The sequence below is a fragment of the Pseudomonas boreofloridensis genome (assembly GCF_030580795.1).
Classification (GTDB): domain Bacteria; phylum Pseudomonadota; class Gammaproteobacteria; order Pseudomonadales; family Pseudomonadaceae; genus Aquipseudomonas; species Aquipseudomonas boreofloridensis.
The window spans coordinates 1-24953 of the sequence record NZ_JAUQOQ010000015.1 but is presented as its reverse complement, the minus strand read 5'-3'; the positions used below and the strand labels follow the sequence as shown (position 1 = coordinate 24953).

General features: G+C 61.9%; 30 protein-coding genes. 15 read left to right on the top strand and 15 right to left on the bottom strand.

Features of this window, described 5'->3' with window-relative positions:
• The first annotated feature begins 155 nt into the window (after window positions 1-155).
• Both Q6A47_RS17310 and Q6A47_RS17305 read left to right on the top strand, forming a co-directional pair.
• Window positions 156-857 carry a response regulator gene (locus Q6A47_RS17310; protein ID WP_304484903.1) on the top strand — a complete coding sequence of 234 codons (702 nt, stop codon included), beginning with the start codon at window positions 156-158 and terminating at the stop codon, window positions 855-857.
• Window positions 858-863: 6 nt separating this feature from the next.
• Complete coding sequence (locus Q6A47_RS17305; protein ID WP_304484902.1) at window positions 864-2177, top strand: ATP-binding protein; 1314 nt, start codon at window positions 864-866, stop codon at window positions 2175-2177.
• Window positions 2178-2233: 56 nt separating this feature from the next.
• Here Q6A47_RS17305 and Q6A47_RS17300 read toward each other — a convergent pair whose 3' ends face one another.
• The 5 genes from Q6A47_RS17300 to Q6A47_RS17280 all read right to left on the bottom strand — a co-directional run bounded on the left by Q6A47_RS17300 (window position 2234) and on the right by Q6A47_RS17280 (window position 6139).
• Window positions 2234-3820 (bottom strand): ABC-F family ATPase, encoded by a 1587-nt coding sequence (locus tag Q6A47_RS17300; protein ID WP_039577712.1) that lies wholly within the window; start codon window positions 3818-3820, stop codon window positions 2234-2236.
• A gap of 32 nt (window positions 3821-3852) precedes the next feature.
• Window positions 3853-4212 (bottom strand): site-specific integrase, encoded by a 360-nt coding sequence (locus Q6A47_RS17295; RefSeq protein ID WP_304484901.1) that lies wholly within the window; start codon window positions 4210-4212, stop codon window positions 3853-3855.
• A 30-nt stretch (window positions 4213-4242) separates the two neighbouring features.
• Window positions 4243-5010, bottom strand: a complete 768-nt coding sequence (locus tag Q6A47_RS17290; protein WP_304484900.1) for an SDR family oxidoreductase — start codon at window positions 5008-5010, stop codon at window positions 4243-4245.
• Window positions 5011-5068: 58 nt separating this feature from the next.
• Entirely contained in the window at window positions 5069-5743 is a 675-nt protein-coding gene (locus Q6A47_RS17285) for a polysaccharide lyase family 7 protein (protein WP_029612616.1), read from the bottom strand.
• 63 nt (window positions 5744-5806) lie between these two features.
• Window positions 5807-6139, bottom strand: a complete 333-nt coding sequence (locus Q6A47_RS17280; RefSeq protein ID WP_039577723.1) for a hypothetical protein — start codon at window positions 6137-6139, stop codon at window positions 5807-5809.
• 220 nt (window positions 6140-6359) lie between these two features.
• On the opposite strand from Q6A47_RS17280, the gene Q6A47_RS17275 reads away from it, so the two are divergent.
• Window positions 6360-6617 carry a hypothetical protein gene (locus tag Q6A47_RS17275; protein ID WP_029612618.1) on the top strand — a complete coding sequence of 86 codons (258 nt, stop codon included), beginning with the start codon at window positions 6360-6362 and terminating at the stop codon, window positions 6615-6617.
• Between the two features lie 8 nt (window positions 6618-6625).
• Here Q6A47_RS17275 and Q6A47_RS17270 read toward each other — a convergent pair whose 3' ends face one another.
• On the bottom strand, window positions 6626-7672 hold the full coding sequence (locus tag Q6A47_RS17270; RefSeq protein WP_304484899.1) for an HWE histidine kinase domain-containing protein: 1047 nt from the start codon (window positions 7670-7672) through the stop codon (window positions 6626-6628).
• Between the two features lie 453 nt (window positions 7673-8125).
• On the opposite strand from Q6A47_RS17270, the gene Q6A47_RS17265 reads away from it, so the two are divergent.
• A complete protein-coding gene (locus tag Q6A47_RS17265; protein ID WP_304484898.1) occupies window positions 8126-8623 on the top strand; it encodes a methylated-DNA--[protein]-cysteine S-methyltransferase in 498 nt (165 codons plus the stop codon).
• A gap of 4 nt (window positions 8624-8627) precedes the next feature.
• Here Q6A47_RS17265 and Q6A47_RS17260 read toward each other — a convergent pair whose 3' ends face one another.
• Window positions 8628-8873 (bottom strand): hypothetical protein, encoded by a 246-nt coding sequence (locus Q6A47_RS17260; protein WP_029612622.1) that lies wholly within the window; start codon window positions 8871-8873, stop codon window positions 8628-8630.
• 173 nt (window positions 8874-9046) lie between these two features.
• Between Q6A47_RS17260 and Q6A47_RS17255 the strand changes: the two genes are divergently transcribed.
• From Q6A47_RS17255 to Q6A47_RS17245, 3 genes are all read left to right on the top strand, one after another.
• Entirely contained in the window at window positions 9047-9736 is a 690-nt protein-coding gene (locus Q6A47_RS17255; RefSeq protein ID WP_304484897.1) for a metallophosphoesterase, read from the top strand.
• Window positions 9737-9943: 207 nt separating this feature from the next.
• The gene (locus Q6A47_RS17250) at window positions 9944-10948 is read left to right on the top strand and encodes a DNA-binding protein (protein ID WP_304484896.1); all 1005 of its coding nucleotides are present in this window, start codon (window positions 9944-9946) and stop codon (window positions 10946-10948) included.
• Window positions 10949-10985: 37 nt separating this feature from the next.
• Complete coding sequence (locus Q6A47_RS17245; protein ID WP_304484895.1) at window positions 10986-11162, top strand: DUF6021 family protein; 177 nt, start codon at window positions 10986-10988, stop codon at window positions 11160-11162.
• A 48-nt stretch (window positions 11163-11210) separates the two neighbouring features.
• Here the strand turns inward: Q6A47_RS17245 and Q6A47_RS17240 are convergent, their stop codons facing one another.
• Both Q6A47_RS17240 and Q6A47_RS17235 read right to left on the bottom strand, forming a co-directional pair.
• Complete coding sequence (locus tag Q6A47_RS17240; RefSeq protein ID WP_029612627.1) at window positions 11211-11462, bottom strand: hypothetical protein; 252 nt, start codon at window positions 11460-11462, stop codon at window positions 11211-11213.
• A gap of 26 nt (window positions 11463-11488) precedes the next feature.
• The gene (locus tag Q6A47_RS17235) at window positions 11489-11989 is read right to left on the bottom strand and encodes a DUF4142 domain-containing protein (protein WP_039577738.1); all 501 of its coding nucleotides are present in this window, start codon (window positions 11987-11989) and stop codon (window positions 11489-11491) included.
• A gap of 301 nt (window positions 11990-12290) precedes the next feature.
• Here Q6A47_RS17235 and Q6A47_RS17230 point away from each other — a divergent pair, with 301 nt between their 5' ends.
• Window positions 12291-13628 (top strand): dihydroorotase, encoded by a 1338-nt coding sequence (locus tag Q6A47_RS17230; protein WP_304484894.1) that lies wholly within the window; start codon window positions 12291-12293, stop codon window positions 13626-13628.
• Between the two features lie 25 nt (window positions 13629-13653).
• On the top strand, window positions 13654-14061 hold the full coding sequence (gene dksA / locus Q6A47_RS17225; RefSeq protein WP_039577746.1) for an RNA polymerase-binding protein DksA: 408 nt from the start codon (window positions 13654-13656) through the stop codon (window positions 14059-14061).
• 6 nt (window positions 14062-14067) lie between these two features.
• Here the strand turns inward: dksA and Q6A47_RS17220 are convergent, their stop codons facing one another.
• Complete coding sequence (locus tag Q6A47_RS17220; protein WP_304484893.1) at window positions 14068-14781, bottom strand: MgtC/SapB family protein; 714 nt, start codon at window positions 14779-14781, stop codon at window positions 14068-14070.
• 420 nt (window positions 14782-15201) lie between these two features.
• Between Q6A47_RS17220 and Q6A47_RS17215 the strand changes: the two genes are divergently transcribed.
• The 4 genes from Q6A47_RS17215 (at window position 15202) to ku (ending at window position 17971) form a co-directional block, all read left to right on the top strand.
• Complete coding sequence (locus tag Q6A47_RS17215; RefSeq protein ID WP_304484892.1) at window positions 15202-15666, top strand: sterol desaturase family protein; 465 nt, start codon at window positions 15202-15204, stop codon at window positions 15664-15666.
• Window positions 15667-15759: 93 nt separating this feature from the next.
• A complete protein-coding gene (locus tag Q6A47_RS17210; RefSeq protein WP_304484891.1) occupies window positions 15760-16638 on the top strand; it encodes a Dyp-type peroxidase in 879 nt (292 codons plus the stop codon).
• A 212-nt stretch (window positions 16639-16850) separates the two neighbouring features.
• A complete protein-coding gene (locus Q6A47_RS17205) occupies window positions 16851-17021 on the top strand; it encodes a KGG domain-containing protein (protein ID WP_029612636.1) in 171 nt (56 codons plus the stop codon).
• 101 nt (window positions 17022-17122) lie between these two features.
• Window positions 17123-17971 carry a non-homologous end joining protein Ku gene (gene ku / locus Q6A47_RS17200; RefSeq protein ID WP_116888286.1) on the top strand — a complete coding sequence of 283 codons (849 nt, stop codon included), beginning with the start codon at window positions 17123-17125 and terminating at the stop codon, window positions 17969-17971.
• 45 nt (window positions 17972-18016) lie between these two features.
• On the opposite strand, the gene Q6A47_RS17195 is transcribed toward ku, so the two are convergent.
• Both Q6A47_RS17195 and Q6A47_RS17190 read right to left on the bottom strand, forming a co-directional pair.
• Window positions 18017-20017, bottom strand: coding sequence for a peptidase U32 family protein (locus tag Q6A47_RS17195; protein WP_304484890.1), 2001 nt, complete (start codon window positions 20015-20017; stop codon window positions 18017-18019).
• Between the two features lie 124 nt (window positions 20018-20141).
• The gene (locus tag Q6A47_RS17190) at window positions 20142-20522 is read right to left on the bottom strand and encodes a RidA family protein (protein WP_029612638.1); all 381 of its coding nucleotides are present in this window, start codon (window positions 20520-20522) and stop codon (window positions 20142-20144) included.
• 146 nt (window positions 20523-20668) lie between these two features.
• On the opposite strand from Q6A47_RS17190, the gene Q6A47_RS17185 reads away from it, so the two are divergent.
• On the top strand, window positions 20669-21361 hold the full coding sequence (locus Q6A47_RS17185) for a tRNA (adenine(22)-N(1))-methyltransferase (protein ID WP_029612639.1): 693 nt from the start codon (window positions 20669-20671) through the stop codon (window positions 21359-21361).
• 74 nt (window positions 21362-21435) lie between these two features.
• On the top strand, window positions 21436-22368 hold the full coding sequence (locus Q6A47_RS17180; RefSeq protein WP_304484889.1) for a LysR family transcriptional regulator: 933 nt from the start codon (window positions 21436-21438) through the stop codon (window positions 22366-22368).
• A gap of 19 nt (window positions 22369-22387) precedes the next feature.
• On the opposite strand, the gene Q6A47_RS17175 is transcribed toward Q6A47_RS17180, so the two are convergent.
• From Q6A47_RS17175 to Q6A47_RS17165, 3 genes are all read right to left on the bottom strand, one after another.
• A complete protein-coding gene (locus Q6A47_RS17175; RefSeq protein ID WP_029612643.1) occupies window positions 22388-22699 on the bottom strand; it encodes a hypothetical protein in 312 nt (103 codons plus the stop codon).
• A gap of 104 nt (window positions 22700-22803) precedes the next feature.
• A complete protein-coding gene (locus tag Q6A47_RS17170; protein WP_039577759.1) occupies window positions 22804-24108 on the bottom strand; it encodes an MFS transporter in 1305 nt (434 codons plus the stop codon).
• A gap of 323 nt (window positions 24109-24431) precedes the next feature.
• Window positions 24432-24644, bottom strand: coding sequence for a hypothetical protein (locus Q6A47_RS17165; RefSeq protein ID WP_029612646.1), 213 nt, complete (start codon window positions 24642-24644; stop codon window positions 24432-24434).
• Window positions 24645-24953: the final 309 nt, after the last annotated feature.

The window sequence follows — 24953 nt, the reverse complement described above, 5'->3', positions numbered from 1 at the left end:
GCCTATGCTACGGCAGCCGTTCGCGTGCGGGCTGTTAAGCTATGTAGGTCGTGTGTGAAAAAGTGTAAGGAGCGTGCTGTGCGCTGCGTAGGATTCTATATCCTGCGGGCAACGGGCCGTGTCGGCCTTTTCACTCTGATGACTTTCAAGCGCCCATGCCCAACATACTCCTGGTCGAAGACGACAGCGCGCTGTCGGAGCTGATCGCCAGCTACCTGCAACGCAACGATTTCCATGTCCGGGTGATCGCCCGTGGCGACCACGTGCTCGAGGAGTTCCGCCGCCAGCGTCCGGACCTGGTGGTGCTCGACCTGATGCTGCCGGGGCTGGATGGATTGCAGGTCTGTCGCCTGCTGCGCCAGGAGTCGCAGAGCCTGCCGATTCTCATGCTCACCGCTCGCGATGACAGCCATGATCAGGTATTGGGCCTGGAGATGGGTGCCGATGACTACGTCAACAAGCCGTGCGAGCCACGCGTGTTGCTGGCCCGTGTACGCACTTTGCTGCGCCGTAGCAGCGTGGGCGAGCCGCGCCTGGACCACGAGCTGATCGAAATCGGTGGGCTGAGCATCGATCTGGCCGAGCGAACAGTCAGTTGGCGCGGCGCCGAGGTCGAGCTGTCCAGTGGTGAGTACAACCTGCTGGTGGTGCTGGCGCGCAATGCCGGCGAGGTGCTCAGTCGCGACCGTATCCTGCAGCAGCTGCGTGGTATCGAGTTCAACGGCACCGACCGCTCCGTGGACGTGGCGATCTCCAAGCTGCGGCGCAAGTTCGACGATCACGCCGGCGAAGCACGCAAGATCAAGACCGTGTGGGGCAAGGGTTACTTGTTCAGCCGGCTCGAGTGGGAGTACTGAGCCGCCATGCTCAAGTTCCTGGTACGACTCTACCTGCTGATCATCGTCGCCTACGCCGGCGCGCTGCTGCTGATTCCCGATGCCATAGTCGGTGCGTTCCACGATCGTTTCATGGCCTACAACCTGGATCAGACCCGTGGTGTGCAATCGCTGATCGTCCGTCAGTTCCAGCAGGCGCCTCAGTCACGCTGGCCGCAGGTGGAGCAGGAACTGGCTGCCGCGTTCGCACCCTTGCAGGTGCAACTGCTGCGCATGGACGACCCGGATCTCAAGCCGGTCGAGCGCGCACGCCTGGAACGCGGGCAGCACGCCTTGCGCCTGGCGGACTGGGGTTATTACCAGACCATCATGGCGCCGCTGGATCGCAATTGGTTCGTGCGTCTGAACTCGCCACCGGACCCGCTGGACATCAACGTGTTGTCGTGGGGCGTGACGGTACTGATCGGCGCGGCCATGCTCGGCTGCCTGCTGCTGTGGGTCTGGCCGCACTGGCGTGACCTGGAGCGGCTCAAGGACACCGCCCGACGCCTGGGGCGCGGCGAGATGTCCGAGCGCACGCAGATTTCCCCGCGCTCCAACATCGGCGAGCTGGCTGGGGTGTTCGACACCATGGCCGGCGACCTGGAGCGCCAGGTCAGGCAACAGCGCGAGCTGCTCGATGCCGTCTCTCACGAGCTACGTACGCCGTTGACCCGGCTGGACTTCGGGCTGGTACTGCTGTTCGACGAGGTGCCCGCCGCCAGTCGCAAGCGTCTGCTGGAACTGGTCGGGCATGTGCGCGAGCTGGACGAACTGGTGTTGGAGCTTTTGTCCTACAGTCGGCTGGACAACGCCGAGCAGGTGCGCGAGCGGGTGGAGGTGTCGCTGGTCGAACTGGTCGACAGCGTGATCGGGGGTTTCGCCGAAGAGCTCGACGGGCGCGGCATCCAATGGGAGGTGCACGCCGATGAGGGGCTGCCGCGCTTCGTGCTCGATCCGCGGCTGACAGCGCGGGCGGTACAGAATCTGGTGCGCAACGCCATGCGCTACTGCGACCGACGCCTGCTGCTGCGCCTGACCCAGGAAGCCGACCGGGCTTGCCTGCTGACGGTGGAGGATGATGGAATCGGCATTCCGCCCGAAGAACGCGAGCGAATTTTCCAGCCGTTCTATCGTCTGGACCGCAGCCGAGACCGCAGTACCGGTGGCTTCGGCCTGGGCTTGGCGATCAGCCGTCGAGCCATCGAGGGGCAGGGCGGAACCCTGACGGCGGCGCAGTCCGCCTTGGGCGGGGCGCAATTCAGGATTCGCCTTCCGGCAGGTTCCCTGCAACCCAGCTGAACAGCGCTCGCAAAAAAGGGCTGCCAGGCAGCCCTTAGTGCATCGTCCGTGAGGACTTAGAACACCACACCCTGACTACGCAGGTAGTCATCGTACGTGCCGCTGAAGTCGATCACGCCATCGGCCGACAGCTCGATGATACGCGTGGCCAGCGAGGATACGAACTCGCGGTCATGGCTGACGAACAGCAGGGTGCCCGGATAGTTCTCCAGCGCCAGGTTCAGCGCCTCGATGGATTCCATGTCCAGGTGGTTGGTCGGCTCGTCCATCACCAGCACGTTGGGCTTCTGCAGGGTCAGCTTGCCGAACAGCATACGGCCTTGCTCACCACCGGAAATCACTTTGACCGACTTGAGAATCTCGTCGTTGGAGAACAGCATGCGGCCGAGCGTGCCACGGATGACCTGCTCGCCACTGGTCCACTGACCCATCCAGTCGAACAGGGTCACGTCGTCTTCGAAGTCGTGAGCATGATCCTGCGCGTAGTAACCTACCTCGGCGCTGTCGGTCCACTTGACCGAACCGGCGTCGGGCTGCAGCTCACCGACCAGGGTGCGCAGCAGCGTGGTCTTGCCGATGCCGTTGGGGCCGATGATCGCCACGCGCTCGCCGGCTTCGACGGTGATGTCGAAGTTCTTGAACAGCACCTTGTCGTCGAAGGCCTTGGCCATTTTTTCCACGACCACGGCCTGACGGTGCAGTTTCTTGGTCTGCTCGAAGCGGATGAACGGACTGACCCGGCTGGAGGGCTTGACCTCGGCAAGCTGGATCTTGTCGATCTGCTTGGCCCGGGAAGTGGCCTGCTTGGCCTTGGAGGCGTTGGCCGAGAAGCGGCTGACGAAGGTCTGCAGCTCGGCGATCTGCGCTTTCTTCTTGGCGTTGTCCGAGAGCAACTGTTCGCGGGCCTGGGTGGCGGCGGTCATGTACTCGTCGTAGTTGCCTGGGAACAGACGCAGTTCACCGTAGTCCAGGTCGGCCATGTGGGTGCAGACGCTGTTGAGGAAGTGACGGTCGTGGGAAATGATCACCATGGTACTGTTGCGCGCCGTGAGCACGTTTTCCAGCCAGCGGATGGTGTTGATGTCCAGGTGGTTGGTCGGCTCGTCGAGCAGCAGCACGTCCGGATCGGAGAACAGCGCCTGGGCCAGCAGCACGCGCAGTTTCCAGCCCGGCGCCACTTCGCTCATCGGACCGAAATGCTGCTCCAGCGGAATACCCAGGCCCAGCAGCAGTTCGCCGGCACGCGATTCGGCGGTGTAGCCGTCCATTTCAGCGAACTCGGTTTCCAGCTCGGCGACGGCCATGCCGTCTTCCTCGGTCATTTCCGGCAGCGAGTAGATGCGGTCGCGTTCGGCCTTGACCTTCCACAGTTGGCTGTGACCCATGATCACCGTGTCGATGACACTGAACTGCTCATAGGCGAACTGATCCTGACGCAGCTTGCCCAGGCGCGTGTTGGGCTCGAGCATCACCTGGCCGGCGCTGGGCTCCAGATCGCCGCCCAGGATTTTCATGAAGGTCGACTTGCCGCAACCGTTGGCGCCGATCAGGCCGTAGCGGTTGCCGTTGTTGAATTTGACGGAGACGTTCTCGAACAGGGGCTTGGAGCCGAACTGCATGGTGATGTTGGCTGTGGAGATCAAGTGCTTGTCCTGCGGGGGTTCCAGAGGTGTATTTAGGCTATCCCGGCGCTGTCGGGCCATTTTTCGGCCCGTTCGACTCGGGGCGGCAGCTTCTCCAGCTCCCTCCAGTCCGAGGAGGAGCTGATCCATTTCGCGTAGGTAGAGAGCAACAGCTCTACGCTATGGCCGAGCTGATTGGCGATGAACGCGGGGTTCATCCCAGGCATCAGGCACAGAGTTGCGTAGGCGTGGCGGGTGTCGTACTGACTGCGTTCACGGATGTTCAGCGCCTTGAACGCTGATTTGAAGTGGCGGATTGTAACACTTGGCTCGTCGATCCACAGCCCACCTTTGCCCGGCTGGAGCAGAAAGGGCTTTGCGGGTATGCCGGTTTGAATACCAAACGTCAACATTTCGCCAGCCGCCAAGCCTGATGTACGGCGTTATTCTCCCTCCCTCGCCGCCGCCATCTGATCATTGAACCGCCTGAAGAATCCCGTGTAATCCTCGCCGCGCTCGGCGAAGCGCAATGGCTTCACTCGTTCCACCAGAATCTCGTCCGCATCCGGTGAGTGCTCGAAGATCGCCATCACCTCGTCGATGAACTCACGCAACGGCATGGCATGGGGATCGTTCGCCTGACGCTGGCCCATCAACTCGGTTTGTACGTAGGGCGGGGCGATTTCATGCACGCGCACACAGGTGTCTTTCAATTGATAGCGCAGTGACTGCGTGTAGGAATGAATCGCCGCTTTGCTGGCGCTGTAGCTGGGCGTGAGGGCTAATGGCAGAAACGCCAGCCCTGAAGACACGGTAATGATCGTCGCGTGAGGTTGTTGCAAAAAGTGCGGCAGTAGCCAGCCGTCCAGACGCATGGGGCCTAGTAGGTTGGTGGTGATGGTGGCATCCAGTTCGGTGGGGCCTGCTCTGAGTGATTCGCCGCGCATGATGCCCGCGGCATGCAGCACGCCGTTCAAAGTCGGGTAGTCGCGGATCAACGCCTGTGCCACGCGCTGCAGATCTTCGGCATCGCTGACGTCCAGCACTTTGTACTGCAGGCCGGGGTTATCCGCCACCTGCTGACGCAACACCGACTCGCGCCGCCCGGCGATGATCACCTCGTTGCCCAGGGCTGAAAACGCCTTGGCCAATTCCAGGCCGATACCGCTGCCGCCGCCGGTGACCAGAAGAGTATTACCTGTCGTTTGCATGATCGTTCCTTACTACGGATGTAGTGTGAGGTGAACACGGGGTGGGCATTGCTGGTTATCAGCGATGGGTGAGCGAAAGCGTGGAGATGATGCAAATCGAACCATCGTCAGCCGGCGTCGTTTCAGTTTGATCGACCTGATTGTAGACGCCGCCATGGAATTCGAAGCGCTGTGAACTCCACGTCTTATCGAATTGAAGAGGACCGCAGGATCCGGAAGCGCCGTTGCATTTCGCAGTCACTGTTATCTGGCCCTGGGCGGTGGCCTGTAGGGTCACGGTGAACTCGGCACCCAGCGGCACATTTTCCAGCACTGTCATGTTAGTTGGCGTGGCTTGGTTATAGGTCCGGCGAAAACCCAGGGTGAGGCTGCCCTTGTTCCAGAACACCTTGACGGGCGGTCCGTCATCACCTCTCACATGCATCTGCGAAACCACCACCTTGTGTGCTGAGTTGACTTTGGTAAGTCGCATCGTTTGCCGGTTCAGGTGTTCAGTTGCACTCGCCAGCGTCCAATTTGTGGATTCAGACCACTCGCAACGGGTTCGCCGTGTGCTTTTGCTCGACGCGCCTTTTGTGGGCGCTGAGAGCTGGACAGACCCGTCGTCCAGTACCTTGATGATGCTGGGGTATTTCGCGATCGCCTCCGAGCCTTTCATCTCAAGCGCAACCGGGTTCTTCGCCGATGTCGGTAGGGGTGTAGTGAGGGTGAGGTTATTGATGTTTACAGTCATGTCGCCTTCCTTGTGCGGCCGGGGTAGTAGGTGACGATTGCACGTCATGTTCAATCAACCGTCTCACCCATTCATCTTCGCAGCCAATAGCGCACGTTCCTTGCTCAATGACTTGAGTACGCCGGGCTGTCCTCCGACTTTCATGAACAGGAAGTAGCGTTCGTGTTCATCGTGGAGGAGGCGATAGACATTGGCTGACCTTTCAGCATTAGGCGGCGTGAGTTTGTCCACGATCAATGTGTAGGCGTCCACTCCGAGGTCGCTCAAGGCGTTCTGCAGCTCAGTATCAACTTTCAAGCGCCACCTCTTCGAGTTGTATCGATACGCCCAAATCGCAAACGCGATAGCCAGTATTGGCATTACCCCGGAGGCGAAGACCGTCAGAACTTTATCCATGAAGCCTCTTCGTGACGTGGGAAAACCCGTTATCAATACCGGCGGGCGCCCAGAACTGCAAGAGAGGTCTACAGGCACTGCCCGCTGCCTGTCCATCCAGCCTGGATGCAAAGCCAGTGGCACCGTCAGGCACGCCATAGTAGGTTGCGCCTTCAACACAACCTGTCCGGTTCGTTGCCTGTATGCCCATGGACCGGGCACTCACCATTGGGGAGGTCAGATGGACACTGTTCAATCAATCAGTCAGCGAGAAATGGATGCCGCCCTCGTGGCGTTTGCCCGCTTCAAGATCGGCGAGATCAAGCTCTTCGATCTGGAGCAGGCCATGAGCTTCGATGCAGGGGACGCGCTGTCCAGAAGCGGGCTGGTGAGGTTCTCGATCAGCAAAATGGCGTCGGGCCGTTATCGCATCAGCGATGAAGGCGAGAATGCGATCACCCAGGCAGGGCGGGAACGTCTGGAGGCGCTTCGCGGATAAGCGCCGGGCTACGGTAGCTGTTCAGGCGAGGCCCCGGCAATGCCCAGCCTCGTCGTGAACGGCGCACTGATACTGCAACTGAAACCCTGTGGGTCGTAAGTCAGGCTCGCACTGCCATCGAACGCATTGCGCAGGCTGCCGTTGATCATCAACGTGCCGTAGCCCTTGTGGGTGGGCGCTGTTACCGGTGGGCCGTTTCCTTCCTGCCAGGTCAGGTCGAAATAGGGGTCGCTCTCTTCGCCGGTGCGCAGCGACCAAGCGACATTGAGTCTCCCGCCAGGTTCGGAGAATGCGCCGTACTTGGCAGCATTGGTCGACAGCTCATGCAGTACCAGGGCGATGGAGGACGCAGCCTCCGGTGCCAGGGTGATCGCAGGACCGTTGAAAAGCGTCTGGTGCGTGCAACTGTAGGGCGCCAAGGTGTCCTGCAGCAGTTCGAGCAAGCCGGTTTGCTGGTGAGTGACGGCCAGCGCGTGGGCTTTTTGCATCATCACCAGGCGTCCCTCGAACGCCTTGCGAAAGTTCGCGGGGTCGGGGTAATTGCGTGAGGTGAAGACGGCCATGGCGCCGATGGTGGTAAACAGGTTGCGCATGCGGTGGTCGAGCTCCTCGACCAGAATCTTCGCCGCCTCTTGCGTTCTGCTATAGGCGAACAGGTGCGCGCACAGCTCGGTGGCATGACCAAGCAGCTCACGCTGGTCCCCGCTCAAAGGCACGTCGAGTGGATGGATGACGGCGATGCTGCCTTGCACCACGCCTTCGTTGCTCAGTGCGGGGAACGACACCAGCGATTGCAGACCATGGGCGTGGAACAGCGCTTTCCATTCGGCAGAAAATCGCGAGTCGCAGGCGACGTTCGGTACTTCGACCGGACGTCCTGTCATCACCGCCATGCCGCATGAGCCACGTGTGCCCGTGATCAGATTGCCTACCAGCTGGGCGCCGAACTGTTCCGGCAACGCTGGAAAAATGGCGTGGCGAAAGGTTTTCCCGGGTTTGTCCAGGACGGTGACGCCTACCGTAGTGCCGGGCATTTCAGCCTGCAGGGCGTTCACGAAGGCTTCCAGCAATGGAAGCACTGGCCCACCAACGGCCATGACGCCAAGCGCTTTTTGGCGAAATGCATCAATCAGCTGGAGCATGGTCAGGTCACTCGAAACGATAAGCTGAACGGCAGCGTCTAGCGTGAGGGCTGGCGGATGCTCGGCGCCCAGGGCAGCGCTGCGCGAGGCACATGATGCGTCAAAAGGCTGCACTCGCCAAGCAAACAAAATCTTGGGAAAGGGGCGCGGGTGTCGCGATCAGGTAACTATTGCTGAATGGCGGGCAAAGAAAAGCCCGCTGGGGAGGGCGGGCGAAGTATTTCACGGATGTGGCTTAACCTTGCCAGCCGCCAGGTGAAAATGTCGTGAAGATAGTGTCGCAAAGATCTGTAGTTGGAAAAAACTGGATCCACCCGATGACCCCGATTAGTGTGCCAGGTGTCTCATCCCTTCCAGGAGCCATCCGTGTCCAACGCCTATACCTTGATGCCATCACCCGTAGGCACTTTGACACTGGTCGCGCGTGGCGAGTGTCTGGCTGCCGTACTTTGGGAAGAAGAGCGTGAGAACCGGGTGCGGCTCGGTGAGCTACACCGCGAGGACAGCTTGCCGGTGTTGCGTGAAACCGCTCGCCAACTGGGTGAATACTTCGCGGGGCAGCGTGAGCGCTTCGAACTTTCATTGGATTTTGCCGGCACCGACTTCCAGCGCCAAGTCTGGGCGGCGTTGCTGACCATCCCCTTCGGGCAGACCCGCAGCTACAGCGATATCGCTCGTCAGATCGGCAATCCTTCGGCGGTGCGGGCGGTCGGGGCGGCCAATGGTCGCAATCCCATCTCGATCATCGCGCCATGTCACCGGGTGATCGGCGCGTCGGGCAGCCTGACGGGCTTTGCCGGTGGGCTGGCGGCCAAGCACTTCCTGCTGGCGCTCGAGGGACGCCAGAGCTTATCTCTGTTCTGAGTGCTCAGCGGCTGAACGCCCATGCCAAGACACAGGCCACGAGGCTGACCAACGTTCCCGCAAGCATTGTGTAGTGGCGGTGAGACTGGCGAGCATGCGCCTCGACGTTGCGCAGGTATTCGCCCGGGGTCGGAGCGTCAGGCCGATGACGCAGACCTTCGGCGATGTCGGCCAGCCTGCCGTGAATCAGCAAACCGACCAGGTAATAGCAAATGGCATAGCTGGCGATGATCAGCAGCAGGTATTTCACGCGGATCCGTCCTTGGTCGAGACAAGTGTCAAAGATAACCACGTGCGCAGACTTTTACCCAGTGAAACTGAGATTTCCACGTTCATCGCGTGACCCAACCTTATGCCATGCTATCCGCCACAGCCTAAGCAGTACCCTACGAATGCGGGCGGTCTGTCGAGAGGTTATAGAGAATGCTGCGCTTTCAGAGCATGACGGCCAACACCGCAGGCCGCGACATGGCGGTAGGTGATATTCATGGTCATTTCCAGCGCCTGCAGGCGGCGCTGGAGCTCATCGCCTTCGATCCCTCGGTGGACCGACTCTTCAGCGTCGGCGATCTGGTGGATCGCGGTCCTGCCAGCGCGGATGTTCTGCATTGGCTGGCGCAGCCCTGGTTTCATGCAGTGCAAGGCAATCACGAAGCGTTGGCAATCACGCACGTGCGCGGTGGTCAACTCGATCTGGATATGTACCGTGCGGCGGGTGGCAGCTGGTTTCTGGACTTGGCGCCGAGCGAGCAGTTGCATTTGGTCGAACATTTCGAAGCGCTGCCCATCGCTATGCAAATACCCACGCCGCTGGGCCTGATTGGGTTGTTGCACGCGGACAGCCCGTTTCCGGACTGGCAGCAACTGCGCGCCGGCCTGGAGGTCGGCGATCAGAATGTGCAGGAGGTCTGCCAATGGTCCCGGCGGCGACTGAAAACGCACGATGCCAGACCGGTTGAAGGCCTGCGCGCGCTGCTGGTCGGTCACACCCCGGTGCCCGAGTACAGAGTCTTGGGTAATGTCTGGCACTTGGATACGGGAGGGTGGAGCAACGGATTCTTCAGCCTTCTGGACATCGCGACCCTGAAGATTGCTACGCCCACACGCCGCTGATTCCCCCACGCTGACGCATTCGGCAGCCTCGACCCATTTCATGTTAATTCGTGCGCCTGCCGCGCCTGGCAGCGCGTCCGCACACCCTCACATTCGATAACCCGTGATTATTGAATGTATTCGCATCAGGAATTGAGGTGGAATAATTTTGATTTTTAGTATGTAATTACATGGTACGTAATACATTACGAAATCGTAGGAGTCATCATGGCCCGTGGAGGCATCAATAAGGCGGTGGTGCAGCGGGCGCGTCAGGCTCTCATCGCCAGGGGCGAGCATCCCAGCATTGATGCCGTCCGTATCGAGCTCGGCAATACCGGGTCGAAGACCACCATTCATCGTTATTTGAAAGAGCTGGATGCGCAGTTGCCCGTGCAAAGTGCCCCGGCGCTGGGTGAGACGTTGGGCCGCTATGTGCAGCAGCTTGCAGACCAACTCAATGAGGAAGCCGAGGCCCGCGTTGCCCTGGCTCAAGCTGCGTTCGATGCCCAGATCGAACAGATGCGGACACAACTGAGTTTGGCCGAGCAAGCGCTTGTAGCCGCCGATCAGCAACAGCAGATCCAGGCCAGCGCGTTGCAGAGTCAATCCGAGCGACTCGAGACGACCCTGGCCAGCCTTCAGAGCGAGCAACTGCGCAGCGCCAGCCTCAACCAGTCTTTGGGCGAGCTCAAAGTGCGCCTGAACGATAAGGCTGAACAGATTCGGTCACTCGAAGACAAGCACCGCAATGCCCGCGATGCCTTGGAGCATTACCGCAGCGCCAGCCGTGAGCAGCGCGAGCAGGATCAACGTCGCCATGAGGCGCAGGTGCAGCAATTGCAGGTGGAATTGCGCCAGATGCAGCAGGGGATGGTGGTACGCCAGGAAGAACTGACCCGACTGCACCGCGACAATGAGCGGTTGTCAGTCGAGAATCGACAGCAACAAGCGGAGCGCAAGCAGCTCGATGAACAACTGGAGCAGCGCGACGCCCAGGTCCAGGGACTGCGCTCGATCCTGGCTCAGGCCCAGGGCGCCAGCGAAGAGTTGCGCCGGCAGTGGGATAATGATCGTCAGGCCTTGGAAACCCAGCGTGAGTTGACTCTTGAGCAGGCACGCCTGGTAGAACGGCTGCAAGATCGGCTGACGCTCAGCGAAGCTCGATCTGCGCAGCTCGCCCCGGCCGCCGAGGAGCGTGAGAAGCAGATAAATCAAACTTCCCCGCCGTGACAGGCTCTTTCATAGACACGTTCGAGGAGAGTAGAAGATGAGTACACACAAAACTCCTTTACATCACAATGAAGGGCCGCATTCTTCGGAAGAGAGTTCTGGGGAAAAAGATCTTGGATTCGATCCGGATTCGCCGGATCTGGAAGATCCTCAGGTAGACCCGCAAGGTCCGGCCATTGCGCCCAAGGATCACGAAAAGAAAGACCACCACTGACGCGACGAGCCTCGGCGCTGCGCAGGCAGCCACCGAGGCTCTAGGCCTTCAGCCTTCCAGTTTCTTCGCCGCCTCTACGCCGGCGCTGGATAGCTTGATGGGGTAGCTGACGTCGAGTTGCTGATCAGCATCGACGCTGACGCAGCCGTCATGGATCAACCCCTCTTCTTGCAACGACTTGAGCATCCCGGCCACAGCCATTTCGCCGCGGTAGTTGTCCAGGATCTCCTTACCCAAGCCGTGAGGGTGGGCGTGTCGCAACCGGGTCAGCACCTCGGCTCGCAGGTCATCGTCACTCATATCGAACCTCATTGGTTACCGGTGAATCACTTGCCGTGCTTGGTTTGCAGTTGCTTGGCTTCCTGCAGGTGCTTTTCCAGCGCAGGCAAGGTCTGAACGGCAAAGGCCTTCAGCTCGGCCTTGTCGGAGGACTGAGCCTCCTTCTTGTACAGCTCCACGGCTTTTTCGTGTGCAGCGACCTGATTGTTGACGTAGGACTTGTCAAAGGACTCATCACGCCATTCCAGGATCACTTTCTTGATCTTGTCGGTCAGCGCAGCGTCATCCGGCACCTTGATGTCCAGCTTGCCCGCCAACTCGGTCAACTGCTGATTCACTTTGGTGTGATCGGTGACCATCTGCTGAGCGAAGGTCTTGATTTCGGCGTCCTTGCTCTTTTCCAGCGCCAGGTTGCCGGTGACCACTTCCGCGATACCTGCCTCTACAGCAGCATCGACGAAATCGTCCGAGGTGGCGGCCATCGCTTGTACCGAGGCCAGTCCCATGGCCATGCACAGTCCGGCTCGCTTGAGGAAGAGATTGCTCATGTGTCACTCCTTATCCGTGGGCGCGACGTCAGTGTCGCGTTCGGTTGAGCCACGGCCGGTGGAGAAAGTTTGATTTATCTCGCTTTTTTTAGGCGCCATTGGGGTGGGGAGGGGCGGGCTGCTTTCGGTGCCGTCAAGGCGGACACCGAGAATGCAGTTGCAATTTGATTGTTATAACGTAACATTTTATCCCGATTCTTCTTTTAGGATTTCCGCGTGCGCTCTCTGCCTTTCATTCCTGCCTCACCCAATTCCTGCGCCTGCCATCCAGGGGCAGCATTTGTCCTGATCGGGTGCTGACATGGCCGATCTGTTGATACGCAACGCTCGCTTGATCAACGAGGGCCGCGTCTTCGAAGCCGACGTGCAGGTGACCCGTGGACGCATCGACAAGATCGCCACGAGCATCGACGGCGCTTGTGCCAACCAGGAAATCGACGCCCAGGGTCAGTGGTTAATGCCTGGGATGATCGACGACCAAGTCCATTTTCGCGAGCCCGGAGCCGCGCACAAAGGCACTATGGCCAGCGAATCGCGGGCGGCGGTGGCGGGCGGCATTACCAGCTTCATGGACATGCCCAACACCCTTCCGGCCACGTTGAGCCTTGCGGCGTTGGCCGATAAGAAGCATCGCGCCGCCGCCACTGCCCAGGCCAACTATGGATTTCATTTCGGTGTCAGCTGCGACAACTTGGACACCGTCGCTGCGCTCGATCCCCGAGAAGTCGCCGGGGTCAAGGTGTTCATGGGCGCCTCCACCGGCAATATGCTGGTCGACGACCCGCAGGTGCTCGAGCGCTTGTTCCGCGACTGTCCGACCATCCTGCTGGCGCACTGCGAGCACACGCCCAGCATCCTTGCCAATGAAGCGCGCTGGCGTGCCAGCCATGGTGAGGCGATCCCTGCGGCAGCGCATCCATTGATCCGCGACGCCGAGGCATGCTACCGCTCATCTTCTCTGGCCGTGGCGATGGCGCGCCGACTGGGGACACGCCTGCATGTACTGCACCTGACCAGCGCGCGCGAGTTGGCGCTGTTCAGCACAGGCGCGCTGAGCGACAAACGCATCACTGCTGAGGTCTGCCTGCATCATCTGCTGTTCGATGACCGCGACTATGAACGACTGGGCCATCTGATCAAATGCAACCCTTCGATCAAGACCCGGGCAGACCGCGATGCGCTGCGCCAGGCACTGGCCAGCGATGTCATCGACGTCATCGGTACCGATCATGCGCCCCATACCCTCGAGGACAAACAACGCCCTTACAGCCAGGCGCCTTCAGGACTGCCGCTGGTGCAGCACGCATTGCCGGCAGCGCTGGAGCTGGTGGCCGATGGCTTGCTGAGCTTGCCAAAGCTGGTGGAGAAGACCAGTCACGCGGTGGCCAGGCTATTCGGTATTCGCGAGCGCGGTTTCCTGCGCGAGGGGTATTGGGCGGATCTGGTATTGGTCGAGAAACTGGCCACGCCGCGTCCGGCCATTGATGACCCGGTGCTGGCCCACTGCGGCTGGACGCCGTTCCAGCACCATGCCTTCCGCCATGTGGTGCGCACCACGGTCGTATCGGGGCAACTCGCCTGGCACCAGGGTCAGGTGCAGCCGGGCTGCCAAGGGCTGCCATTGATATTCGATCGATGATTCATTTCTTCCACGAGCGTGTCCCATGACTGAAGAAGAGTTGCTTGCACAGGCACCAGAAGCCTACATGAATGAACCCCAGCGTCAGTTCTTCCGCAACCTGCTGCTGGCGCAGCGTACCGATCTGCAGACGCGCATCGAGCAGGAGTTTCGTGCGTTGCGCGAGCAGGAGGTGCACAGCGATCCAGCTGATCTGGGCAGCGCCGAAGAGGAAAGGCAGTGGCAACTGCGCTCTCTGGAACGGGAAAAACGCCTGCTGGACAAGATCGACCAGGCGCTTGAGCGCCTGGCGCGCGGCGACTATGGCTGGTGCGATGAAACCGGCGAGCCGATCGGGTTGCGCCGCCTGCTGCTACGCCCCACGGCCACCTTGTGCATCGAAGCCAAGGAGCGTCAGGAGCTGCGCGAGCGGCACCTGCGCGACGATACCTGATACGCCCTAGTCGGTCAGCACCGGCTGCACGTGGCGCTGCCACCGCACCGCGCTGACGCCTTTCTCCAGGCTCACCCGGCTGACCAGGCGCTCCAGTTGGGCGGGCGCCTGGGGCGTGCCGAGCAACTCGGCGCGGACCTCAAGACGTTGTGCGTCGGGCAAATCTTCGCTGTGCAGCGACTGCAGACGCAACCCAGGGTCGTTCAGGCTGTGCAGCATCAGGCTGCGCACTTGAATCTCGTCTTCGGTGCGGCAGACGATGCGCACTTCGAAGTGTTGCTCGACTTCGCTGGCCGGAACCATGTCCTGGCGGTCGAGGCGTTGGGCGATCTCACGCAGCAGGATGTTCGCGCACAGCACCGTCAGGCTGCCCAAGGTGGCTTCCAGCAGCAGACCAAGGCTGCACAGCACACCGATGGCGGCGGTGCACCAGAGCGTGGCAGCGGTGTTCAGGCCGCGCACGTTGAAGCCGTCGCGCATGATCACGCCGCCGCCGAGAAAACCGATGCCCGACACCACGTAGGCGGCGATGCGCGACGCGTCGCTGGGCGCCATGCCCGGCACTGCCTGGGTCATCAGCACGAACAGGCAGGCGCCGGTGCTGACCAGCGCATTGGTGCGCAGGCCGGTCAGACGCTGGCGCAGTTGACGTTCGGCGCCGATCAGGGCGCCCAGAGCGAGTGCTACGCCGACGCGCAGCAGAAAAACTTTCCAATCCATAGCAAACCTCTTTCCACGGGCCAATGCCCGCACGCGCGTCACTGCGGCAGTGACGCCGATGAAATGAATGAGTGCGCAGGACCACAGTGCTCGCCAGCAGCAGCCGGCTGAGTGGAAGGAGAAGGGAATGAGCCTGTACAGGCATCAGGGGCCGCTATCTACCGTGTTCGGCAAGACAGCGGCAGGAATACTGCCGGACTAGCTTGCCGTGTGGACCTGTCGCAATCGACTGGGGCTACTGTCCAATGCAGGACTCCTGTTGGGGATGCGAAATTGCGCGGCGGACATTACCCCGCGCCAAGCGATCGATCAAGGGCAGATCGATGACAATTGCTTCATCGCTGAACTCTCCTACCGATTTCGAAGGCCTGTCCGGCGGTGGTAATCTTGCGCCATTCGTTTTTCACGCCGGACCGTCACATGCTGTTCAACATCGCCGTGCTGCTCGCCACCCTCGTGGCCATGGAGGGTGTCGGTACCCTGGCCCACAAATACATCATGCACGGCTGGGGCTGGTGGTTGCATCGATCGCATCATCGACCGCACCTGGGGATACTCGAGACCAACGACTTCTACCTGCTTGCCCTAGCGTTGGTTGCGACCGCCCTGGTGGCTTTAGGCAAGGCCGGCTACCCACCGTTGCAATGGGTGGGTGGCGGTGTCGCAGGCTACGGCCTGCTCTACGTGGTGGCTCACGATGGCCTGTTCCACCGGCATTGGCCACGCCATCCCCGGCTCCTACAGCCCTACCTGAAGCGGCTGTACCGCGCCCATCGCCTGCACCATGCGATCAAGGAGCGCACAGGCAGCGTGTCGTTCGGCTTCTTCTATGCACCGCCTTTCGAGGCGCTCAAGCGCCAGTTGCGCGAGCGTCGGCGTGACTGAACGGTGCACCTGTGTCCGGGCGGCGACACGTCGCGTTGCGGGCGCCCGCCAGGCGCAGTAGGATTCGCGCTTTTGCCGAAGGATTAGCTCGTCATGCCGTTCCAGCAAGGTCTGCTCGCCACCCCGGTACCGGTCCACGCCCGTCACTTGTTCTTCGCCCTGCAACAGATCGATGCCGCTGCGGCGGCACTGCAAGCGCTGCTGGGCGAGGTCGATGGGCGCAGCCTGATCCTCGGCATTGGCCTGCCGTTGAGCAAAGCCCTGGGCCGCGACATACCGGGCCTGCGCAGCTTCCCGCAATTGGACGCGGTGGTGGAAAACCCCTCCACTCAGCATGCCCTGTGGTTGTGGTTGCGCAGCGACGAGCGTGGCGACCTGTTCCTGCGCGCTCAAGCACTGGAACAGACCCTGGCGCCGGCCTTCACCTTGGTGGACAGCGTCGACGGCTTCCTGCATCGCGGCGGACGCGACCTGACCGGTTACGAAGATGGCACCGAGAACCCGCGAGACGAAGAGGCCGTGGAGGCGGCAATCGTGGCATCGGAGGCCGGCGATATGGCCGGGTCCAGTTTCGCGGCGTTCCAGTTGTGGAAGCATGACCTGACCTACTTCAAATCGCTGCCGCAGCCCGAGCAGGACGACATTATTGGTCGACGCCTGAGCGATAACGAGGAACTGGACGAGGCGCCGGAATCGGCCCACGTCAAGCGCACGGCGCAGGAAAGCTATGCGCCGCAAGCGTTCATGGTGCGTCGCTCGGTGTCCTGGGCCGACACCCGCGGCGCAGGGCTGGCCTTCGTTGCCCTGGGGCGTTCCTTCGAGGCGTTCGAGGCTCAGTTGCGGCGTATGAGTGGTCTGGAAGATGGCGTCGTCGATGCCTTGTACCGCTTCAGTCGACCGCTGACGGGTGGCTATTACTGGTGCCCACCCATGGGCCGTGCCGGGCTGGACCTGCATCGGCTGATCGGCTGAGCGCCCCCACACAAGGCGCCGCACCCACGCGGTGCCTTCTACACGACGTCATCTCCAGGCACAAAGCTGCCGCACCAAATACCCCGCCTTGCACCTTTAGCGCCGCCGGTCCGCTGGCCTGTCAATAAAACGAATCGCCCGTTTTCGGCGCACTCCGAACCTATGTACGGCGCACGACCGTGCACATCCCACAGCCCAAGAGGTGCAAGACCATGGCCAATAACCAGAGCAAGACTGGCAGTCAGGGTGGTACCAAGAATCCTGGAAACTTCGCCAATGACCGGGAGAAAGCGTCTGAGGCCGGACGCAAGGGTGGACAGCACTCCGGTGGCAGTTCCGGTGGCAAGAAAGACGACATGAGCCACAAGGGCGGTCGTTCCTGAGGTGCTGGGCAGTGCCGGTGCCTCCGGCACTGCCGCAGTTCATCGTCGTGTGTTTGGCTCACTGGCAGGTGCTACTGCCGGTTCGGCAACAGGAGCCATAGATGGCCCGTGCAATCTGGAAAGGCGCGATCAGTTTTGGCTTGGTGCACATTCCTGTGTCTCTGAAGACCGCCGTACGCAGCGAGCGCATCGACTTCGACTGGCTCGACAAGCGCAGCATGGAGCGGGTCGGCTATAAGCGGATCAACAAAGTTACCGGCAAGGACATCGACAAGGCAGAGGTGGTCAAGGGCGTCGAGTACGAGAAAGGCCGCTACGTAGTGATCAGCGAAGAAGAAATTCGCAAGGCGCGGCCGGAGGCGACCCAGACCATCGATATTTTTTCGTTCGTCGAAGCGGGCGAGATTCCTCTACAGCATCTCGATACCCCGTATTACCTGAGCCCTGATAAACGTGGCGGTAAGGTTTACGCGCTGCTGCGCGAGACGCTGGCCAGCACCGCGAAGGTTGCGCTGGCGACCGTGGTGCTGCACACCCGCCAGCATCTGGCCTTGATTCGACCGCTGGACGGGGCGCTGGTGTTGATGACCTTACGCTGGCCAGACGAGGTTCGTGGCGTCGATAGCTTGGAGCTTGGTACCGAGGTCAAGGACGTCAAGCTGGACAAGAAAGAACGAGACATGGCCAAACGTCTAGTGGAAGACATGAGCGGCCCTTGGTCTCCCGATCAGTATCACGATGCGTTTCGCGACACGATCATGGAATTGGTGGCAGAGAAGGCCAAGAGGGGCAAGATCGCCAAGGTCCGCAAGGGCGATGGCGGCAAAGGCGAGAAGGGTGCGGACATTCTTGACCTGACCGAATTGCTCAAGCGCAGTCTTGCCGGCAAGGGTAAAGGCGCTCAGCCTTCCAAGAAACCGGCGGCGAAGAAAACCCGCAAGGCATCCTAGGTCGCCTTCAGGTGCAGATGTGCTCCGCGCCCGAGAGCTTACGGGTCAGTGGGGCGCGCGGACGATGGTCTTGAGCAGATCCTCAGGACTGATGTGCCCGACTACGGCACCCACGGCACTGCCGGGTGAGGGCAGGTCGATGATATGGCCCTTCATGCGCCCGACGACATGCATTTCACAGGGCTTGCAGTCGAACTTCAAGGTCAGCACCTCGTCGCCGTGCACCAGTTGCATCGGCGCCACCTTGGTGCGCACCCCGGTCACGCCTTTGGCCTGCTTGGGGCACAGGTTGAACGAAAAACGCAGGCAGTGCTTGGTGATCATTACCGGCACGTCACCGTGCTCCTCGTGCGCCTCGAACGCCGCATCGATCAGTTTCACCCCGTGGCGATGGTAGAAGTCACGCGCCTTCTGGTTATAAACGTTCGCCAGGAACGACAGGTGAGCCTCGGGATAGACCGGCGGCGGGGTGGTTTCGGCCTTGCGATAGCCGCGCGGATGCGCTTTGACGCGTGCGTCGGTCAGCGCCTCGATGGCCTCGCGGCGCAGGGCCTTGAGTTGCGAATTTGGAATGAAATAGGCCTGCGGCGCATCCAGTTCGACGGCCTCGGCGTGGTACTGGGTGGTGCCCAGTTGGCCCAGCAGATCATGCAACTGATCCAGTGCCTGTTGAGGCTTGTTGGCCGTGCCGAAGGGGCCGTCCAGGGCTACTTGCGCGGTGATGCCTTCTTCGCTGGTGACACTCAGTGCCAGGCGTTGCTCAGTGAGTACGGCCTGCCAGCGCACCGCGACTCGCCGTTCGGAGGAGGTGCGCTGCAAGGCCTGCTGCCAGTTATGGTCCAGGTTGCGCGACAACGGATGATTGGGCCGCAGCTTGTGCAGGCCTTCAGGCATTTCGTTGGGCTCGACGCGATAGCGGTAGCGGGCCTGGCCGTCCACTTCGAACTCGCCACGGGGTTCGGCGATATTGGCGCGGAACCCCACCACCTCGCGCTTGACCAGCACGTTCAAGCCATCGCCATTGGTCAGCGGCACCTCAGTCACGACCACCAGGTCGCGCTTGCCGACTTTCTCCACCACCCCCACCGGCAGGCCGGTAAAGGTCGGCGAGTCGAAGGCGCCGATGTCGATCTTGCGGTCGCTGACGAAGTAGTCGGTGCTGCCGCGGTGGAAGGTCTTGTCCGGGTCGGGCACGAAGAAGTGCTGGGTCCGACCGCTGGACGCGCGGGCCAGGTCGGTGCGGTCTTCAAGGATGGCGTCCAGCTCGCGGCGGTAGTGGGCCGTGATGTTCTTCACATAACCCATGTCCTTGTAGCGCCCCTCGATCTTGAACGAGCGCACGCCGGCGTCCACCAGGTCGCGCAGGTTGGCGGTCTGGTTGTTGTCCTTCATCGACAGCAGGTGTTTTTCGAACGCGACCACCCGGCCTTGGTCGTCCTTGAGCGTATACGGCAGGCGGCAGGCCTGGGAGCAGTCGCCACGGTTGGCGCTGCGCCCGGTCTGGGCGTGGGAGATGTTGCACTGTCCCGAGAACGCCACGCACAGCGCGCCATGGATGAAGAATTCGATCGCCGCATCGGTTTCGGCAGCAATGGCGCGGATCTGTTGCAGGTTCAGCTCACGGGCCAGGACCAGTTGCGAGAAGCCGGCCTGGTCGAGGAACTTGGCCCGCTCCAGTGTGCGGATGTCGGTCTGGGTACTGGCATGCAGCTCGATCGGCGGAATGTCCAGTTCCATGACGCCCAGGTCCTGCACGATCAGCGCATCGACGCCGGCGTCGTACAACTGGTGGATCAGCGCACGGGCCGGCTCCAGTTCGTTGTCGTGAAGAATGGTGTTGATCGTGGTGAACACCCGCGCATGGTAGCGTCGGGCGAACTCGACCAATTCGGCGATATCGGCGACCTCGTTGCACGCATTGTGCCGCGCACCGAAGCTCGGGCCGCCGATGTAGATGGCATCGGCGCCATGCAGGATCGCCTCGCGGGCAATGGCCACGTCGCGGGCAGGGCTGAGCAGTTCCAGGTGGTTCTTTGGAAGGGACATATCGTTATGAATTCGGGCTGGCACGGTTTGGCCGGCATTGTAGCGGCGAAACGGGCCGCTGGCACCCTTGGCTGCCGGAAGGCAGGCGCCTGGGGCATGGCGCCTGCGCGGCTGGAGTGCGACCTCAGCCCTTGGCCGCCATCGCAGTGACTTCCACCTTCATCCCTTCGAACGCCAGCGCCGCCACGCCGACAGCGGCGCGCACGGGCCAGGGCTTGGCGAAGAAACGCTGGTAGACCTGGTTGAAGACCGCGCGATCGGCCATGTCGGTCAGGTAGATGGTCAGGTGCAGCACGCGGTCCATCGAGCTGCCGGCGCCTTCGAGCGCATCCTTGAGTGCCTGCAGGGTGCACTCGCACTGGGTGACGATGTCGCCCAGTTCCAGCTCGCCGTCGGCGCGCACGGGAATTTGCGTGGTGACCAGCACGCCGTTGAACTCGGCGACGTCGGAGGAAATGGACTCGGCGTCCGCATCGGGGGTGAAGGTGATACCTGTCTGAGCCATGGATGAATCTACCTTGCGCTGGACTGAAACAGGCAAGCCTACGCGAGCGTCACGAAAGGGTCGAGTCGGCTGCGTGCTACGAATGGCATTGAAATGAGGAGGCTGGCACCGCAGAATCGCCGCGGATTTCAGGCAAGGGGTTGGCGTTGAACGAACTGACACTGTCGCAGCGGCTGGAACGCGTGGCGGCTTACATTGCACCGGGTGCGCGCCTGGCCGATATCGGCTCAGATCACGGGTATCTGCCGGTGGCCCTGGCGCTGCGCGGCGTACTCGAAGCGGCGGTAGCCGGCGAGGCTGCGGTCACGCCGTTCGAGTCGGCGCAGCGCAACGTCAAACGTAACGGCCTTGAGCACCGCGTCACGGTACGTCTGGCCGATGGCCTGGAGGCCATCGACGTCCATGACCGTATCGACACCGTCAGCCTGTGTGGCATGGGCGGCGAGACCATGGTCGAGATACTGCAACGGGGCAAGGCGCGACTGCACGGGCGCGAGCGCCTGGTGCTGCAGCCCAACGGTGGCGAGCAACCGTTGCGGCAGTGGCTGATGGACAACCGCTACCGCATCGTGGCTGAAGAGGTGCTGCGGGAAAACCGCTTCGACTACGAGATCATCGTCGCCGAACCGGCCGACCCGGTGAGCTACAGCGCCCAGGAGTTGCTGTTCGGGCCACTGCTGATGCGTGAGAAGAGCGCAGCGTTCATTGACAAGTGGCAGCGCATGCGCCGTCAGCGGCAGATGGCCCTGGCCAATTTTGCCCGCGCCCGGGATGTGCCGCAGGACAAGGCGAGGCTGTTCGCCTTGCACATCGAGTGGATCGAGCAACTGCTGGGCTGAATACCCTGGCCTGCGGCATCTCATGATAGATTCTCGCCCCCTGGGTAATGTTCGACCTCAAAGGATTGCCGACCATGGATATGCTGCATGCGATGCGCACCTTCGCCCGCGTGGTGGAGTGCGGCAGCTTCGCCGGTGCCGCCAATGCGCTGGACATCTCGGCGGCGCAAGTGTCGCGGATCGTCGCGGAGCTGGAGAAGCAGTTGCAGACCCGCTTGCTGCACCGCACCACCCGGCGCCTGCGCATGAGTGAGGCCGGGGAGCGCTTCCTCGAGCGTTGCCGGCAAATCATGTTGCTGACCGAAGAGGCCGTCGACGAAGCCCGTGGCGCCCACCTCACGCCGCGCGGACGGCTGCGGGTGCATTGCAGCCATGGCCTGGGCCTGCTGATGATGCCGCTGGTGGCGCGCTACAACGCCAGTTGCGCAGAAGTGGTGATGGAGCTGACGCTGTCCCAGCGCAACCCCGACCTGCTCGCCGAGGGGCACGATGTGGTGATCGCCATCGGCCAGGGCCTGCCGGATTCGCAACTGATCGCCATCCCGTTGGGCAGCATCTACAGCGTGCTCTGCGCCTCGCCCGACTATCTGGCTCGCCAAGGGATACCCAAGCAGCCCGAAGACCTGCACCAGCACATCTGCCTGCGCACGGTGGATCCGTTGTTCGAAGAAGACTGGCCCTTCGGTGAAGGGCCGGACGCGTGCGTGATCCGTCCGCAGGACACCTTTCTGACCAACGTTGCAGACGCCATGGTCAAGGCCACTGAGCTGGGAATGGGGATTGGCTTGCTGCCTTATTACTCGGCCAGTCAGGCGTTGCAAGATGGCAAGTTGTTGCGATTGTTGGCGCCATATCGTCTGCGCCAGCGGGAGATCTACGCGATCTACCCTTCGCGGCACTATCTGGATGCCAAGGTACGAACCTGGCTGGACTTTCTCAAGGAACAACTGCCGCTATTGTTCCAGGCCCATGAACAGCGGGTGGACGATCGCACCTGCTGGCGTTGATCGTCCACCGCCAGGTCGCTTATTTGCTGTCCTGGTCCTCGGCGGCGCCACCGGTCACACCGGCGCCACTGCCGGTGGCTTCACCGGTGCTGCTGGAGCCCCCGGTGCTACCGTCAGCTGCACCCGCGCTGCTGGTATCGCTGCTGTCGTTATCGCGCGTGCCACCTGGATTGTTGACGCTGGTGCCGTTGCCAGGGGTCTTGCTTTTCTGGATTTCGGCGTTGGAGGCCGGGGCCTTGTGATCGGTGCTGTTCATCTCGCCGGCGGCGAAGGCAGCACTGGAGGTCAGGCCGATGGCCAGGGCGAGTAGAAGCGGACGCGTGCGAACCATGGTGAATCTCCTGTGGGTGATCGTCTTTCGTTCGGCTACCGAGCCGGGGCAGGGTGCCCGGTAGCCGACGAACGGTCGTGGTACGGGTCCACGACCTGACGCCTTCACGCCGGTTCGGTACGCGTGGGTGTAGCGCTCTCGCCGGTTACCGCGTCGACGATCGGCGGGTGGTCCTGGGCGGCGTGGATCAGCTCTTCGGTCATGCGCAGTTCTGCGCCCGTCGGCGAGAACGTGGCCGTTGGTGCGAAAGGCGCGGGATGCTCCGGCGCCGGCCGCTTGCCACGACGCCACATGAAGAAGCTGACCATGGCCAGGTTGATCACGGCGAAGGCCCAGAACAGACCATCCGCACCGTAGGAGGTCATCACCGGCGAGATGGCCAGCGGACTCATCGCCGAGCCCAACGAGTTGATCAGCAGCAGCCCCTGGATCATCGGCACCAGCGCGTCCATCGGCGCGCGGTCGGCGGCGTGGCTGACCGCCACCGGATACACCGCGAACACGCCGCCGCCGAACAGGAACAATACCGCCGGTAACCAGGGCGAGGACGAAGGCAGCAGCAGGATCACCACCGAGAGCACCACGCACAGCGCGCCCAGGGCGATCAGCACGTCCTGGCGGTCCTTGCGGTCCGACCAGCGTCCGACCGGATATTGCAGCAACATGGCGCCGAGGATGACCCAGGCCATCATGTGGCCGACTTCCCCCACATCCATGCCAATACGTTGCAGGTACAGCGGCAGCAGGGCATACACGGCCGCGATGGCCACACCCGAGCCGAAGCAGCCGACCAGCCCGCTGGGCGTCACGCCCAGCAGTTGCCGTGGCTTGAGCGGCTCGACCTGTTCGAGCAGCGGTGAGACCCGTGGCAGGATCACGATCGGCAGCACCGACAGCGCCGCGAGCATGCCGGCCACGGTGAAGGGTGCACTGTCGCCAAGACTGACCAGATCGCCGAGCAAGGCCTGGCCCAGCACGCCGGCGCCATACAGGGCGATCATGTACAAGGCCAGCAGGCGGCCACGGATCTTCGCATCGCCGGCCAGCAGCAGCCAGCTTTCGATCACCAGGAACACCCCGACCGTGGCCCAGCCGTTGAGCAGGCGCAGGGCGAACCAGCCCCAGGTGTCGACGAACAGACCTTGCAGCAGGATGGTGGCAGCGATCAACGAGGCGAAGCTGCTGTAGGCGCGGATATGGCCGATGCGCAGGATCAGCCGGTCGTTGAAGACGGCGCCGAGGGTCAGGCCGATGAAGAAGCCGGAGGAGACGATACCGATCATCGTCGCCGATTCGCCGGCCTCGCCCAGGCGCAGGGTGGTCAGGGAGTAGAGCAGGCCATTGCCCAAGGCAATGATGAACAGTCCAAGCAGGGGTGCCAGCGCCATGGCCAGCAAACGCGGTGACATACGTACCTCAAGTGATCGATCAGCGGATGAGCCTTTTCGATCACACAGGCCAGGCCGGCCGCTGGAGGGTCGGGGCTGTGCGACGGTGCCAGGGTGGGGTGCGACCAGGGCAAGACTCAACCGCAGACTCGCGCAGGCGAGGTCGGGCGGGGTCGGTTGAGCCTGTGGCACATGGGCGATGTGGGTTAGGCGCAGACGTGGTCATTGCTGCCGGTGGCCACCGTGCGAGGCGACTGGGCGAAAAGGGCGCGGCATTCTACGTCTTGGGCCGCGCGCTTGCCAAAGGCCGGCTGGTGCGACAGGACGCCGCACCTTGTCCCGACTCAGGATGAGGGTTTGGCGGCCTTTTCTGGATGTTCGGCGCTGGGGGAGGATTCACGGGTGGCCAGAGCCTGGGTGGATTCTTGGGTTTGTTGCTGTTGCTGCTGGGCCCAGCGGGCATGGTGTTCCTGCAGGCGTTCGGCGCCGCCTTCGGCCAGGGCGGTGGTCATGGTGGTGGCGGTCAGTAGGGCCAGGAGGTAGGGCAGGGCTTTCATTTGGATGGATCTCCGTCATCGATTTGGGTTTCAGGCCGGGATTGGGGCCGATGGAGGGGATGATGGAGGGGTTGGATTTTCTCAGGATTAACAGGGGTGGGTTTTTTTGGCTGGTTCTGTTTGGGTGAATATCCGTTGGCTTTGGTGAGGCTGATTCACCTTTTCGCCCTTACGGCGACCCCCTTAATGAGATGGTCACCCCGGCACCCTACGAGGCGTACGCTTTCGTAGGGTGTTTTTACTTCGGAGACCGTCATCATGAGCAACGTGACCCTGATCGGCATCGACATCGGCAAACATACCTTCCAC